Source organism: Bradyrhizobium sp. USDA 4353, from assembly GCF_054063215.1.
In genome coordinates, this window is record NZ_JBSSGB010000001.1 from 5,751,512 (window position 1) to 5,766,127 (window position 14,616).

Below are 14,616 nucleotides of genomic sequence, written 5' to 3' on the forward strand. Positions count from 1 at the left end.
CGCTCGCAACCCCGCTCACACCATGACGGAGCCGACGATGAGACTGCCTTATGCGGGCGCAATCGATTGCGATCTCCACGTCCCCTCACCGACCATTCCTCAGTTGCTGCCCTATCTCGATGACTACTGGCGCGACCAGATCGTCAATCGTGCCCTCGACCGCATGCCGTTCGCGATGATGAGCTATCCGCCGAATGCGCCGATCAGCATGCGCGAGGACTGGCGCGCAGCACCGGCCGCGACAGCGCTGGAGACGGTCCAGGCCCAGGCGCTCGACGCCTTCGGAATCCGCTTCGCCATCGCCAATGTCATCCATGGCTGCGTCGCGCTCCACAATGACGACATGGCAGCGGCGCTGTGCCGCGCCGTCAACGACTGGCTGCGCGTCGAATGGCTCGACCGCGAGCCGCGGCTGCGCGGCTCGATCCTGATTCATCCCCAGGACATCGCCCAGGCAGTCGCCGAGGTCGAGCGCCTCGCCGCCGACGGACGCTTCGTGCAGATCCTGATGCTGGCGATGGGCGAGCGGCCGCTCGGTCGCCGCGAGTACTTCCCGATCTACGCAGCCGCGGAACGCCACGGGCTGGTTATCGCGGTTCACGCCGGCAGCACCTATCGCTATGCGCCGACCATCGTCGGCTGGCCCTGCTATCAGTTCGAGGACTATGTCGCGCAGGCGCAGGCGTTCGAGAACCAGACGGTGAGCCTGATCGCCGAAGGCGTCTTCCAGCGCTTCCCCGGCCTCAAATTCGTCTTAATGGAATCCGGCGTCAGCTGGCTGCCGGTGACGATGTGGCGCACCGACAAGACCTGGCGCGGCGCGAGGCCGGAGACGCCCTGGGTCGACCGCTGGCCATCCGACATCATCCGCGAGCACATCCGCCTGACGACGCAGCCCTTCGATGCACCGGATGCGGCAGCAGTGGCACAGACCATCGAGCGCATCGGCTCCGACGACGGGCTCTTGTTCGCCACCGACTATCCGCACTGGCAGTTCGACGGCGACGACGTGCTGCCGGATGGGCTGTCGGCCGCCACGTTGCGGAAGCTGCTGATCGACAATGCGATGGCGACCTATCCGCGCCTGGCGCAACAGACCACAGGCGCAGCCGCATTCGAGGAGACGATCCGATGAACGCACCGTTCCAGGAAGTCCAGGCGCGCCAGACGCTCGCGGTGGTCGATTGCGATATCCATCCGGCCCACCGCACGCCCGGCGAGCTGCTGCCCTATCTGGCGCCGCGCTGGCGCGAGCATTACCAGACCTATGGCGTGCATGTGCGGCAGGCGCTGTCGAGCACCCTGATGTATCCGCGGATGATGGCCGCCGGAATGCGCGCGGATGCGCTGCCGGCCAGCGGCCCGGCCGGCTCGGATCTCGACATGCTGCGCCAGCAGCATCTCGATCCCGTCAATGTCGAGTTCGGCCTGCTGATGGCGCTCAGCAAAGGCGGCATGGAGGAGCGCAATCCGGAATTCGCGGCCGCGATGTCGCGTGCCACCAATGACTGGCAGATCGACCGCTGGGTGCGGCAGGAGCCGCGGCTGCGCGCCGGCATCGTGGTGCCGCAGGAATTCCCCGAGGCCGCCGTCGCGGAGATCGAGCGCTGCGCCGGCGATCGCCGCTACGTCCAGATCATGCTGTCGTCGCGACCGTCGGATCCCCTGGGACATCCGCGCTACTGGCCGATCTACGAAGCAGCCGAGCGCGCCGGCCTGCCGATCGGCCTTCATCCGGTCGGCTACAATGGCGGGCATCCATCGACCGGCTCGGGCTGGCCGACCTATTACCTGCAGGAGCACTACGTCTTCGTCGCCTGCATGGAGGCGCTCGCCGCGAGCTTCATCCTGGGCGGCGTGTTCGAGCGCTTCCCCGGCCTCAAGGTGGTGCTCGTCGAGGGCGGCTTCGCCTGGGCGCCGGCGCTGGCTTGGCGCATGGACAAGCATTTCGACAAGTTCCGCAAGGAGGTGCCGCATCTGAAGCAGCGGCCGTCCGATTATCTGCGCCAGCACATCTGGTGGACGACGCAGCCGATCGAGGAGCCCGAGCACGCCCGGCATCTGGTCGAGATCATCGACTGGATCGGCTGGGACCGCCTGCTCTACTCCTCGGACTATCCGCATTGGGACTACGACAATCCGAGCTTCTCCTTCAAATTCCCGATGACCGAGGCGCAGCGCCGCAAGATCTTCAGGGACAATGCGATGGCATTGTATCGCCTGTCATGAGCCGGCACGTCGTCTGTTCCGCCGATGAGCTGCCGCCGGGAGCGCGCCGCACCGCCTTCGTCGACGGCCGCGAGATCGCGCTCTTCAATGTCGGCGGCCAGTTGCATGCGCTGCTGAACCGCTGTCCCCATGGCGGCGCGCGAATCTGCAACGGTGTCCTCACCGGTATTGCGACCTCGTCGGGTCCCGGCGACTATCGCCTCGAGCGCGACGGCGAGTTCCTGCGCTGCCCCTGGCACGGCTGGGAGTTCGAGCTCGCCACCGGCCAGTCCTGGTGCGACCCGCGCACCACCCGGCTGCGCAACTACGAGGTCAGGCGCGAGTCCGGCGGGAACCTGGTCAAGGGCCCCTACGTCGCCGAGCGCTTTCCGGTGGTCGTCGAGAACGACTACATCATCGTCGAGCTCTGACCGTCAGCTTCGTACAAGGAACGGATACGAATCCCTCTCGTTGATGCTGCGTCCGGCGGCGAGGTCCGCCGGTGGAGCAGCGCGGGAGGCGATCGGCATGAATGGTGGAGCAGCAACATTCTGGGGGTGGGGTCTCGGCATCGTCATCCTCGGCCTGATCCTCGCTTATGCCGCGACTCGCTCGGGACGGCTGCGGCCGGGAGAACGCGCAAGGCTCGACGAGAACACGCGCGCATCGATCCACGCCCACGATCAGGCTGAGAGCGCCACCAGCGCCGGATCGCGCGTCCCGGGCATGCAGAGCAACACCCCCTATGCGCTGTTGATCCCGATCGTTGTCGTAGCGGCAGCGATCGCGCTGATGTTCTGGTCCTTCGCCGGCGACAAGGGCCCGCGCCAGGACGCGCAATCGACCAGTCAGCAGACCACGGGTAACGCGGCGCCGAAGCAGGCCGCACCGGCGGCTCCGGCGAACGACACCGCCAGCGACAGCGCACGCGGCTCAGGACCGCTCAACAAGAGTCGATAATGCAAGGACGGCTGGCCTCTGCGGAACGACGCGCGGTCACCGCGTAAGCCTGACCTCGACCTCTCGCGCGACGAACTCCCATTCTTTGGTCGCGCGCAGCTCAGCCAGGAGATCATCAAACGCGGTCTCGTGCTCCGGAGCAAACTCGAACCAGGTCAGGAAATCGAACGGCTCAGTGGTGCCGATGTCGCGGCAGTGATGCAGCCGCCGCGCGACCGGCGGCAGATATTTCAAGCCGATGCTGGTGTGACGCGACTGCTCCTCGAAGATCGCCCGTCGCTCATCTTGCGGCAGCTCCCACCATGCGGCCGTCTTCGTTATCGGGATCAGCGCAGCGCGGCGTGCCTCTGATCGTCCGAGCCCGGCCTGAACCGAGGCGAGTGCACTCTGCTCTGAGCGCGTCGTGTACCTGACATTGCTAGTGATGCCGCGGAGCGACCAGCCCTCGTCTTGAGACGGCACCGAGCCCTGAACGATATCCAGGCCCGCAACATCCGCCAACGTTGGCCCCTGCACCGGCCGGATCTCACGGACCGTCCACGCCCCGACCGGTCCGCCGACGAATGAAAACATGCGTTGGACAGCAGCCATTGCATCCCCCGATCAGACCGGGAATTCCCTATCACCTTAGCTTCTCTGATCATGCGTCGATCAAGGCGGTTTGCAATTGCAAAACGTGGGCAGCTCCTGCTCAGACAAACGGCCATGCGGAATTCACGATCTCAATCGGAACACCCGGAGACGCCAGCTGTTCTCAAGCAGCCAGCGCACTGCGCCGACCGAGGAGACCGCTGTGACCACCGCCGAGACGAACCGCCCTGCCCTGGATTCCACAGCGCGCATCGCGCGACATCCGATCCACCCGATGTTGGTGCCATTCCCGATCGTCTGCTTCATCGGCGCCCTCGTCACCGACATCGCCTATTGGCGCACGGCTGAGATCATGTGGGCGGACATGTCGGCGTGGCTGCTGCTGATCGGCCTGATCATGGGCATCCTGGCCGGCATCGCCGGCCTGATCGACTTTCTCGGCAACCGGCTGGTCCGCGCGCAGGCGCCGGCCTGGCCGCACATGATCGGCAATCTGATTGCGCTGGTGCTGGCCTTCTTCAACAACATGGTGCACGCGCGCGATGCATGGACGTCGGTGGTTCCCACCGGTCTCATCCTGTCGCTGGTCACCGTGCTGATCCTGCCGATCACCGGCTGGCTCGGCTGGTCGCTCGTCTATCGCCATCGCGTGGGAGTCGCTCGATGAGAACCTCACGCACCACATTATTCGCAGCTCTGCTGCTCGCAACATCCGCGCTCGCCCTCACGGGCTGCAACGAAGGCGGCGATCCCAAGGCGGAGGTCGGCCCGAACGTCAAATTGCCATCGCTCACGCAATATCTGCTGCCGCCGATGAATGTCGCGACGGTCGTCGGCTGGAAGCAGGGCGAGACGCCGAAGGTTGCGCCGGGCCTGAAGATCGAGGCGCTGGCCACCGGGCTGCAACATCCGCGCTCGCTCTACACCCTGCCGAATGGCGACGTGCTGGTGGTGGAATCCAAGGCGCCGCCTCCGCCGCCGCCCAAGCGGCCGAAGGACATCGTCATGGCGTTCGTGGAATCCTGGGCGACGTCCGGCGGCAGCACCGGGCCGAGCAACCGCGTCACGCTGCTGCACGACACCAATGGCGACGGCGTGCCGGAGCAGAAGAGCGTGTTCATCGATCACATGAACTCGCCCTTCGGGGTGACCCTGGTCGGCAACGACCTCTACATCGCCAACACCGACGCCATCGTCCGCTATCCCTACACGCCGGGCGACACGCAGATGAAGGACGCCGGCACCACGCTCACGGCGCTGCCCGGCGGTCCGATCGATCATCATTGGACCAAGAGCCTGACTGCCAGCCCGGACGGCCGGCTGCTTTATGTCGGCGTCGGCTCCAACAGCAACATCACCGAGAACGGCATCGAGGCCGAGAAGAACCGCGCCGCGATCCTGGAGGTGGACCGCACGACCGGGCGCTGGCGGGTGTTCGCCAGCGGCCTGCGCAATCCGAACGGGTTGACCTTCGAGCCGCAGAGCGGCGCGTTGTGGACGGTCGTGAACGAGCGCGACGAGATCGGCCCGGATCTCGTCCCGGACTACATGACGTCGGTGAAGGATGGCGCCTTCTATGGCTGGCCGTACAGCTATTATGGCCAGCATGTCGACCCGCGCGTGCAGCCGCAACGGCCCGATCTGGTCGAGAAGGCGATCGCGCCCGACTATGCGCTGAGCTCCCACGTCGCGCCACTCGGGATGACGTTCTACACCGCGAACGCGCTACCCCAGGCCTATCGTGGCGGCGCCTTCGTCGGCGAGCATGGCAGTTGGAATCGGACGCCGCTGAACGGCTACAAGGTGGTGTACGTGCCGTTCTCTGGCGGCAAGCCGAACGGCGCAGCGCAAGACGTCGTCACCGGCTTCCTCAACGACCAGAACGAGGCGCGTGGCCGGCCCGTCGGATTGGCGGTCGACAAGACCGGCGCGCTTCTCATCGCCGACGATGTCGGCAACACGGTCTGGCGCGTCACGGCGTCCGGCAGCTGAGCACGCTCGCGGCAGCAGCGATGGAGGATGGAATGGGATTGGCACAATATGCAGTCGTCGCCGTCGGCGAGCGCTGGAGCGTGCTGCATGATGGCGATGCACAGGGCGACTACGCGACCCGGGAAGCGGCGTTCGAATCGGCCGCGGCTGCGGCCACGCTGGCGCTCAAGCAAGGACATGAGGTGCATCTCAGCGTCCCCGGAAACGACCCGGACCGGTCAAACAACTAATCAGTTGCTCGTGCCCACATTCCGGTTCCCTCGTGCTCCACGGAACGTGACCTGCACGCTAACGTGGGTTAGCGACATACCCGAGTGAAAGTCGCAAGCTCCTGCCGAGATGAACAGGAGCTTGCCATGACGCAGAAGAGAAACCGGCGCAAACAAACCGTCTCGTTTGCCGACCGACTGCAGCAGGCTGCCATGGCCGCGCGCAACGCAGCGCAGCTGCTCCCAGCAGGGCCGGAACGCGACATGATGTTGAAGAAGGCGCTCCAGGCTGAGACAGCCGCTCATATCAACGAGCTGCTGAGCGCACCGGTCATGCAGGCTGCCGAGCAGCGCTGACTTCGCGCCGCGGCTCGGGCGACGATCCGGATGTCCCTCGATCCCAGGAACCTCGGCGCAAGAGAACGCTTCTCTCGAGATTGTCACGATCTCGGGGAGGCAGAGTGGATGGCTCGCGTCGTCGTCGGCACATCAGGGTGGCACTATGAGTCCTGGCGCGGCCCCTTCTTTCCGCCCGGCCTGCTGATCAGGCATCAACTGCCCTATTACGCCAGCCAATTCGAGACGACCGAATTGAATGGCGTCTTCTACCGAACGCCGACCGAGGCCGCCGTGCGCAGTTGGCACGACCAGACCGGTCCCGACTTCGTCTTCGCCTGGAAGGCGTCGAAGTTCATCACCCATTGGAAGCGTCTGTCCGACCGCTCGGTCAACAGTCTCGAGTTGATGGAGAGCCGCCTGAAGCTGCTCGGCGACAAGGCCGGGCCTGTGCTGTTTCAGCTGCCGCCGCAGTTCGAGGCTGATCACGACCGGCTAGCATCCTTTCTCCGGCTGCTGCCGAAACACCGCCGCTACAGCTTCGAATTCCGCCATCCGAGCTGGTATGCCCCCGCCATCCTGCGCCTGCTCAAGCAAGCGAACATCTCGCTTTGCCTGTCGGACCATCACGACGCGCCGGCGCCTTGGAAGCGCACGGCGGATTTCGTCTATGTGCGGGGCCATGGCCCGGGTGGCCGCTACAAGGACAATTATCCCACAGCGACACTCGAGGACTGGGCCAAGCGCATCCGCACCTGGTCGACGCACGGCATCGAGGTGTTCGTCTACTTCGACAACGACCAGAAGAGCGCAGCTCCCGCCGACGCCTTCCGGCTTCGCGCTCTCCTTTCCTCGCCGCGTAGCAGCGCAACGAGCCGCTCGCGCACGGCCGCAGCGGAACCTCGCGACCAGCTCCAGGTTTAATCCTCAACCATCGAGGAGAGGAACCAACCATGAAGCGTACGATCATTGCCATCAGTTGTCTGCTGATCGCCGGGCCCGTCCTGGCGCAATCCGTCGGCGAGAAGACCGGCGTCAATTCGGCGCTCGGCATCACGCCGAGCACGGAAGATTTCGTCAAGCAGGTCGCCATCAGCGACATGTTCGAATTGCAGTCGAACCAGCTTGGCGAGCAGAAGGGCAACGCACAGGAGAAGAGCTTCGCCGCGCAGATGGTCAAGGACCACACCAAGACGTCGAGCGAGCTCAAGAGCATGGTCGAGAGCGGCAAGCTCAAGGTGCAGCTGCCGACGGCGCTCGACAGCGCGCATCAGAGCAAGCTGGACAAGCTGAAGGGCGCTCAGGGCAAGGACTTCAGCTCGGATTTCGACGACATGCAGGTCAGTGCTCACAAGGATGCGGTGTCGCTGTTCGAGCGCTACGCAAAGGGTGGCGACAATCCCGAGCTGAAGGCATGGGCCGGCAAGACGTTGCCGGCGCTGCAGCATCATCTGGAGATGGCGCAGAATCTGGAGAAGGCCAAGGAAGGCGCGAAGTAACAGCCCCGAGCCGCTCGTCTGCCAAACAGGAAGCGCCGGATCCACGCGATCCGGCGCTCTTTCATGTCGCGGCGCCGATCGGTCGTCAGGCCACGCGGACCGAGCCGAGGAACCGCGTCACTTCGCGCTTCAATCGGCTGCTTTCACCGGCGAGCGACTTGGCTGCGTTCAGCACCTGCGCCGAGGCCTGGCCGGTCGCGCTGGCGCCGCGCTGCACGTCGGTGATGTTGGACGAGACCTGCTGCGTGCCGTGCGCGGCCTGCTGAATGCTGCGCGAGATCTCCTGCGTCGCTGCGCCCTGCTCTTCCACCGCCGATGCAATCGTCGAGGCAATCTCCGACATCTTCTCGATGGTCTCGCCGATTTCCCTGATCGCGTTGACAGACTCCTGCGTCGCCGACTGGATGCCGTTGATCTGCTGGCTGATCTCGTCGGTGGCCTTCGCGGTCTGCTCGGCCAGCGCCTTCACCTCGGAGGCCACGACGGCAAAGCCGCGCCCGGCTTCACCGGCACGCGCCGCCTCGATCGTCGCATTGAGCGCCAGCAGGTTGGTCTGGCCCGCGATCGAGTTGATCAGCTCGACGACGTCGCCGATGCGACCGGCTGCCTTGGCGAGCTCGCCGACGCGATCATTGGTGCGCTGCGCCTGCTGAACCGCCTCATTGGCGACCCGAGCCGAATCCTGCACCTGCCGGCTGATCTCGCTCACCGACGACGACATCTCCTCCGTGGCGGACGCAACTGAGTGCACGTTGGTCGACGCTTCCTCCGAAGCGGACGCCACGGTGGTGGCCAACCGCTCCGACTGCTCCGCCGTGGAGGTGAGCGTTCCCGCAGAGCTCTCCAACGCGGTGGAGGCTGACGACACGACCTCAACGATCTCGCTGATGACAGCCTCGAACTCGCGGGTGATCGCGTCGACGCGCTGTCCGCGCTGGATTTTCGCTTCGGCCTCGGACGCGGCCGCACGATCGGCGGCCTTCTTCGCCAGCAGCGCGTCCTTGAACACCTGCAGCGAGCCGGCGAGCGTTCCGATTTCGTCCTGGCGGTCACTCGCGGGAATGCTGACGTCGTCACGGCCAGCCGCGAGCTCGCCCACGACGCCGGTGAGGGCCGCGAGCGGCGCGATCACGCGACGGCGCAGCATGAAGGTGACGACGCCGAGCATGCCGAGCAGCGCCAGCACGGCCGCGCTGCCGAGCAGCAGCATCAGGCGCGCCTCGTCCCGCTCCGCTTCCGCGCGTTCACGCGCCTCCGCCAAGGCCTTGTCGCGGACCGACAAGAACTTCAGGATCGGCGGAACCGCGAGATTGCCGAGCTCCTCGGGCGTCAGCGAGTAATTGCCGTTGCTGCGTGAGGCGGCGACCTCCTTCTCGATCAGCGCTGCGGTCTTGCTGAAATAGCCATCGACGGCCTCGTTCATGACCTGGACGACGCTTGGCGGATTGCCGATTTGATCGATGCTGGATTCGATCCGCTCGCGGTTGGCCTCGACGCGGCCCTGGGCGCGATCCATCGCGGAGATCTCGGCCACGGTCAGCGGGCGCTTCGATCCGAGCACCGGCGACAGCATGGCGGCACGTCCGCCCGCGGTCAACCTGAGATCCTGCGCGGTGCGCGCGATGATGAGGAGCGGGGTCAGCGAGGAATCGGCGGCCGCCACCCGGCTTTCAAGCCGGTTCAACAGCGGCTCCATGATCTTCAGGGTCTCGGAAATGCCGGGGAGCACGCTCCTGGTCGCGTTCTGGTCGCGCGAGCTCAACGGCACCTGGACGGCACGATCCACCATCGCGCGGACCTCGCCGAGCTTCGCGGTCGCCTTGTTCAAGCCGTCGATGATCGACTGGCTGTCGGAAATCGATTCGACCGTGCTGCGCGCCTTCGCAAAGGCGGCGTCGGCCTGCTGGCCGGCCTTGGCCATGGCCTCCAGCTGCGCGGGGCTGGCAGGCGCCTCCTGGAACAGGGTCGTGGCGTAGGACGTCCTGAATCCGGCGACGGCCTGTCCGGTGAGCAGCACCGCACCGAACGCATCGACGGACCTGATCGCCTCCGTCTTGCTCGCATAGGCGCGATATTGCGAGACGACGATCTCTCCTCCTAATACGCAGGCGAGGCCCGCAACCGAGAGCATCGAGACCGCAAAGAGCTGACCGACTCGCATGATACGTTTCCAACTGATTGATTTTCACCAACTTAGGAAGCGGAGCCTAAGAGGGTCTTAATCTTTTCGACTTCGGTTTGACAGAAACGCCGCGCAACACCAAATCCCGTAGTTTCCCGGTGTCTCTCGCACGCGTAGCTGAAGCCCTGTCGCATCGGCCGAACACACGACATTGGATGGCCGGCGTATCACCTGCACGGTTCCGCGAAAGACCGAGGCCTCATTGGTTCCCGCGCAGCAAAGAAATTTGCGGCAAGTGATGAGGTATCATGCTAACATAAGTTATTGTGGGCGCACCGCATGGAACCCCTATAAGCGAGCCGGGGGAACCGTTCCTTGAGTCATCTGGTTCGAAAGCTCGAGAATTTCGTCCGCCTGTCCGCGGCGGATCGACTGATGCTCAACCGCGCTGCCGCGCAGCGGGTCAGGACGTTCGCGCCACGCACCGACATCGCGCGCGAAGGCGAAAAGCCCAAGGACGTCCACCTGATCCTGAACGGCTGGGCCTGCCGCTACAAGCAGCTCGAGGATGGCCGGCGCCAGATCGTCTCGTTCTTCCTGCCGGGCGACATCTGCGACCTCAACATCTTCATCCTGCGCGAGATGGACCATTCGATCGGCACCATCACGCCAGTCTCGATCGCCGACTTGCCGCGCGAGTTCTTCGACGAGATCAGCGCCGGCTATCCGCGCATCGCCACGGCGTTCTGGTGGGAGACGCTGGTCAACGCCGCCATCCAGCGCGAATGGACCATGAACCTCGGACAGCGCACCGCGTCCGAGCGCATGGCGCATTTGTTGTGCGAGCTGTACTTCCGGTTGCGTCTCGCAGGGCTCGCCGACGACAACAGTTGCAGCTTCCCGCTGACGCAGGCGGATCTCGCCGAGGCGACCGGGCTGTCGAAGGTTCACGTCAACCGCACCCTTCAGGAATTGCGGGCCAGCAATCTGATCGTGCTCAAGGGCAAGATGCTGGTGCTGCCGGATCTCGAGCGGCTGATGGGCGCCGGACTGTTCAACGCCAATTACTTGCATTTGGACCGCGAAGGTCGTCAGCTTGACGCGAATGAGTGACACGTTCCTCCGGGAGCCCGCGGATTGAGCTGGACTGCCGGGGGTGACGTTCTGCCGGGGACACGGCGATGGCCGAGCTGCGTGTGCGCGACGATGAGCGTTTCGAGCAGGAGATCGCGCTCCGCCTCGGGCTGGTGCCCAACCTGTTCCGGCTGGCGCCGTCGGCCCCGCAGACCACCCGCCAGCTATGGCAGTTTGCGAAATGCGCCTATCTCGATACGGCGCTGCCGTCCTTGTTCAAGGAGCGGCTGGCCGTCCATCTCTCACGCCTCAACGCCTCGTCCTATTGCCTCGCCCGGCATGTCGGCTTCCTGGTCGGACTAGGCCGGCCGGCCGGCGATCCGGCGTGCCGCCCCGAGACGATCGACCAGGCGATTGCGCTGCTAGCAAGACCGCTTGCGGATTCCACACGGATCGCGGCGGCGCTTTGCCGCCTCGAGGCGATCGGTGAGCCCATCGATATTCCTGAGCCGCGCAGCGAGGCCGAGGCCGATCTGCTCGATGCGGCGGGAGCCGTGTTCCTGCAGCGCGCCTTCGCCGCCCGCGCCGGCCTGGCGATCCGCAACGCCTTCGGCACAGCCTGCTTCGAGCTGCTGACGTCTTTCATGGCCTATCTGCGGATGGCGCAGTTCTGGGCCGATGCGCATCCCGAGCTCGCGATCGATCCGGATGTGCTGGCCTTGGCGCAGTCCCATCCTGAGCTCGCGGCCCATCTCCGCTGCGGCGAGCAGCGTCAAGACTCTCCACCTGCAAGCCCGCTCGTGAACGGCAACGGATCGAGCGCGCATCCGCTACAGCGTCTCATGGAGATCGACACGGTCGGCGTGTTGTTCTTCAATCACGCTGAGGGCACGCTGGTCGATGCCAACGACGCCTTCCTCGCGATGACCGGCTATTCACGCGAGGAGGTGCAAAGTCGTCAGCTGAGCTGGCAGCGGATGACGCCGCCCGAATGGGTCGACAGCTCCGCATCCCAGATCGAGCAACTACGGCGCACCGGCCGGATCGGCCCCTACGAGAAGGAGTACTTCCGCAAGGATGGCGAGCGCACCTGGATGATGTTCGCCGGCCGCGACCTCGGCGACGGCACGCTGGTCGAGCTTGCAATGAACATCGACGACCATAAGCGCACCGAGGCCGCGTTGCGCGATAGCGAGGCACGCTTTCGCCAGTTCGGCGAAGCCTCATCCGACGTGGTGTGGATCCGCGATGCAAGGAGCATGAAGTGGGAGTATCTGAGCCCCGCCTTCGAGGCGATCTATGGCCTGCCCCGCGCCGCCGTGACCCAGGGCGATCACATCACGTCCTGGACGGATCTGATGCTTGCCGAGGATCGGCCGCGCGTGCTCGAAGGCCTCGAGCGCGCCAGGGGCGGCGAACGCGACAGCTTCGACTTCCGCATCGTCAGGCAGACCGATGGCGCGGTTCGGTGGCTGCGCATCCGTAGTTTCCCGATGGTCGATGCCGCCGGTCAGGTGCAGCGAATCGGCGGCATCACCCAGGACATCACGGCGCTCGTCTCGGCCGCCGAGCACCAGAAATTCCTGTTGGCCGAGTTGCAGCACCGGGTGCGCAACATGCTCGGCGTGATCCGCTCGATCATCCGGCGCACCGGCGACAGCAGCGACAGCGTCGAGGATTTCGCCGGCCATCTCGAGGGCCGTATCTCGGCCCTGTCGCGCATTCAGGCCGTGATCACCCGCGATCCACTCGCCGGCTTCGATCTCGCCGAGCTGATTGCCGACGAGCTGCGCGCCGGCGCCGCGCGCGAGGATCGCCAGGTCTCGCTGTCAGGTCCTGCCGTCAGGATCAAGCCGAAGGCCGCCGAGAGCATCGGGCTGGCGATGCACGAGCTCGCGACCAATGCGCTCAAATACGGTGCGCTGACGGTGCCGCGCGGCTTCATCAGCATCGCGTGGCGGCTCGACGAGCACGATGGGCGCCGCTGGCTCGTCATCGACTGGGTCGAGACCGGCATGTCGGGCCGCACGCTGGGGTTCAACAGACAAGGCTTCGGAACCGTGCTGCTGGAGCAGATGCTGCCCTATGACGTCGGCGCGCGCGTCGCGAGGCGTTTCGAGCCGAGCGGGCTTTGCTGCGAGATCCGGCTGCCGGCCGACGACATCCTCGCGCGCTGACCAGTCGGCAGGAATGGCCGAGGCGCCCATGCGCTGTCGGCGTAGCCTTCGCCCTCCATTCGGAGTATGCTCAAGGGCAGACGGCCTGAGGAGCGGCCGTCGGATACGTACGACCTGCGATGTACGACCTGTCATGTACGACTTGCCTTGAGCTGCGCTTCGCCATGCGTTTGCCTTGGTTTGGCCCGATATGGCAGGGAGTGCGGAGATGCACGAGGAATCAGCTGAGCGTCGAGGCGGCGGAACGAGGATGGGACGTTCCGGGGCATCCGGCTCAGGCCACTATCAACACCATGCACATGCAGGCGCATGCGCATGCGGGACAACCGGTATCCAGGTTCTGTTCTGAAGCGGCCCTCGGGCCGAGCGTCGCGTGACGTCGTCATCAGCAGACGATCTCATCAGGCGTTGCTACCCGCGAGACGTTGGTACGACGAGTTTGCGTAGAACGTTGCGTTGGTAGGAGACATCGGACGGAGCCGAGCGCCGCCGGCAGGCGGACGACAACGGAGGACGGAGCGTCAATGCTTGCAACGACGACGACGAAAGAAGCCGATCAGCAGCCCCACGCCGTGATCGACCCCGATATCGTGCTGGCGGCGCGCGCCGACCGGCCGGGCGTCGAACCCGAGCGGCGCAGCGCGCAGCGGCCGCCGGAGGTCCCCTCGCCCAAGATCGATCAGCGGATCGATCCGAGGGTCGATCCCGCGTTCCGGACCCAGACGGCGGGCAGCGTTCCTGACACCGAGGGACGCACCACCATCGGCACCTGGATCGTCCGCACCGTCCTGGCCGTGCTGTTCGCGGTCGGCAGCGCCGTCGCCGCAGCCGCCTGGCAGAGCTATGGCGACCAGGCCCAGGAGGTGATCGCACATTGGATGCCGCGGATCTCGCTGGTCTCGAATGCCGACAGGGATTCGACCGCCCAGCCTGTCACCTCGTCTGCTCCGCAGGAGACGGCCGCAGCAGCGCCGTCGCACGCGACCGAGCCGGCGACCGGAGCGATCAGCGCGAACGCCTCGCAGGAGCAGGCCCAATTGCTGCAATCCATGGCGCAGGATCTCGCCGCCCTGAACCAGCAGATCGGCGAGCTGAAAGCGAGCCTCGCCCAGCTCAAGTCGGGCCAGGAGCAGATGGCGCGCGAGATGGCACGCGTCGCAGAGGCCAAGCCGAGCGAGCGCACCGCCGAGGCCAGGCCGTTCGACCCGCGCGCCATCGAGCAGACGATCCGGCCGCGCCCGGCGCCGCGTCCTGCGACCGCTGCCGTGGCGCCTGGGCAACCTGCCGCTGCCGTGCCGCACCGGCCGCGACCGCCGCAGCCGTCCGCAGCCAGCATGGTTCCCCCGCCTCCGGCCCCGATGGCGCTGCCCTCCGCACCGGCGCAGGCCGCGGCCGATCCGGACCAGCCGGTGGTGCGTCCGCCGATGCCGGTGCGCTGACGCGCACAC

At 65.8% G+C, this 14,616-nt stretch carries 15 protein-coding genes; 13 read left to right on the forward strand and 2 right to left on the reverse strand.

The genetic code is table 11. The features are described 5' to 3' along the window. Positions 1 to 37 precede the first annotated feature (37 nt). From ACVILH_RS26005 to ACVILH_RS26020, 4 genes are all read left to right on the forward strand, one after another. Complete coding sequence (locus ACVILH_RS26005) at positions 38 to 1,135, forward strand: amidohydrolase family protein (protein WP_456715433.1); 1,098 nt, start codon at positions 38 to 40, stop codon at positions 1,133 to 1,135. Continuing rightward, entirely contained in the window at positions 1,132 to 2,229 is a 1,098-nt protein-coding gene (locus ACVILH_RS26010; protein ID WP_456715434.1) for an amidohydrolase family protein, read from the forward strand. Before ACVILH_RS26005 ends, ACVILH_RS26010 begins: the two co-directional genes overlap by 4 nt. Continuing rightward, a complete protein-coding gene (locus ACVILH_RS26015) occupies positions 2,226 to 2,639 on the forward strand; it encodes a Rieske (2Fe-2S) protein (protein WP_456715435.1) in 414 nt (137 codons plus the stop codon). Before ACVILH_RS26010 ends, ACVILH_RS26015 begins: the two co-directional genes overlap by 4 nt. Before the next feature lie 97 nt (positions 2,640 to 2,736). Further along, positions 2,737 to 3,168 (forward strand): hypothetical protein, encoded by a 432-nt coding sequence (locus ACVILH_RS26020; protein WP_456715436.1) that lies wholly within the window; start codon positions 2,737 to 2,739, stop codon positions 3,166 to 3,168. Between the two features lie 36 nt (positions 3,169 to 3,204). On the opposite strand, the gene ACVILH_RS26025 is transcribed toward ACVILH_RS26020, so the two are convergent. Beyond that, the gene (locus ACVILH_RS26025; protein ID WP_456715437.1) at positions 3,205 to 3,741 is read right to left on the reverse strand and encodes a chlorite dismutase family protein; all 537 of its coding nucleotides are present in this window, start codon (positions 3,739 to 3,741) and stop codon (positions 3,205 to 3,207) included. Positions 3,742 to 3,961: 220 nt separating this feature from the next. On the opposite strand from ACVILH_RS26025, the gene ACVILH_RS26030 reads away from it, so the two are divergent. The 6 genes from ACVILH_RS26030 (at position 3,962) to ACVILH_RS26055 (ending at position 7,795) form a co-directional block, all read left to right on the forward strand. Beyond that, a complete protein-coding gene (locus ACVILH_RS26030) occupies positions 3,962 to 4,426 on the forward strand; it encodes a DUF2231 domain-containing protein (protein ID WP_456715438.1) in 465 nt (154 codons plus the stop codon). Beyond that, a complete protein-coding gene (locus ACVILH_RS26035) occupies positions 4,423 to 5,751 on the forward strand; it encodes a PQQ-dependent sugar dehydrogenase (protein ID WP_456715439.1) in 1,329 nt (442 codons plus the stop codon). Before ACVILH_RS26030 ends, ACVILH_RS26035 begins: the two co-directional genes overlap by 4 nt. A gap of 32 nt (positions 5,752 to 5,783) precedes the next feature. Further along, positions 5,784 to 5,981: a hypothetical protein gene (locus tag ACVILH_RS26040; RefSeq protein ID WP_456715440.1), complete on the forward strand. Its 198-nt coding sequence runs from the start codon at positions 5,784 to 5,786 to the stop codon at positions 5,979 to 5,981. A gap of 126 nt (positions 5,982 to 6,107) precedes the next feature. Then, entirely contained in the window at positions 6,108 to 6,317 is a 210-nt protein-coding gene (locus ACVILH_RS26045; RefSeq protein ID WP_456715441.1) for a hypothetical protein, read from the forward strand. Between the two features lie 108 nt (positions 6,318 to 6,425). Then, positions 6,426 to 7,220, forward strand: a complete 795-nt coding sequence (locus ACVILH_RS26050) for a DUF72 domain-containing protein (RefSeq protein WP_456715442.1) — start codon at positions 6,426 to 6,428, stop codon at positions 7,218 to 7,220. A 29-nt stretch (positions 7,221 to 7,249) separates the two neighbouring features. Then, the gene (locus ACVILH_RS26055; RefSeq protein ID WP_456715443.1) at positions 7,250 to 7,795 is read left to right on the forward strand and encodes a DUF4142 domain-containing protein; all 546 of its coding nucleotides are present in this window, start codon (positions 7,250 to 7,252) and stop codon (positions 7,793 to 7,795) included. Between the two features lie 85 nt (positions 7,796 to 7,880). Here ACVILH_RS26055 and ACVILH_RS26060 read toward each other — a convergent pair whose 3' ends face one another. After that, entirely contained in the window at positions 7,881 to 9,956 is a 2,076-nt protein-coding gene (locus ACVILH_RS26060) for a methyl-accepting chemotaxis protein (RefSeq protein WP_456715444.1), read from the reverse strand. A 336-nt stretch (positions 9,957 to 10,292) separates the two neighbouring features. On the opposite strand from ACVILH_RS26060, the gene ACVILH_RS26065 reads away from it, so the two are divergent. From ACVILH_RS26065 to ACVILH_RS26075, 3 genes are all read left to right on the forward strand, one after another. Further along, a complete protein-coding gene (locus ACVILH_RS26065; RefSeq protein ID WP_456715445.1) occupies positions 10,293 to 11,030 on the forward strand; it encodes a Crp/Fnr family transcriptional regulator in 738 nt (245 codons plus the stop codon). A 68-nt stretch (positions 11,031 to 11,098) separates the two neighbouring features. Next, positions 11,099 to 13,168 carry a sensor histidine kinase gene (locus tag ACVILH_RS26070; RefSeq protein ID WP_456715446.1) on the forward strand — a complete coding sequence of 690 codons (2,070 nt, stop codon included), beginning with the start codon at positions 11,099 to 11,101 and terminating at the stop codon, positions 13,166 to 13,168. 524 nt (positions 13,169 to 13,692) lie between these two features. Then, entirely contained in the window at positions 13,693 to 14,607 is a 915-nt protein-coding gene (locus ACVILH_RS26075; protein ID WP_456715447.1) for a hypothetical protein, read from the forward strand. Positions 14,608 to 14,616 lie beyond the last annotated feature (9 nt).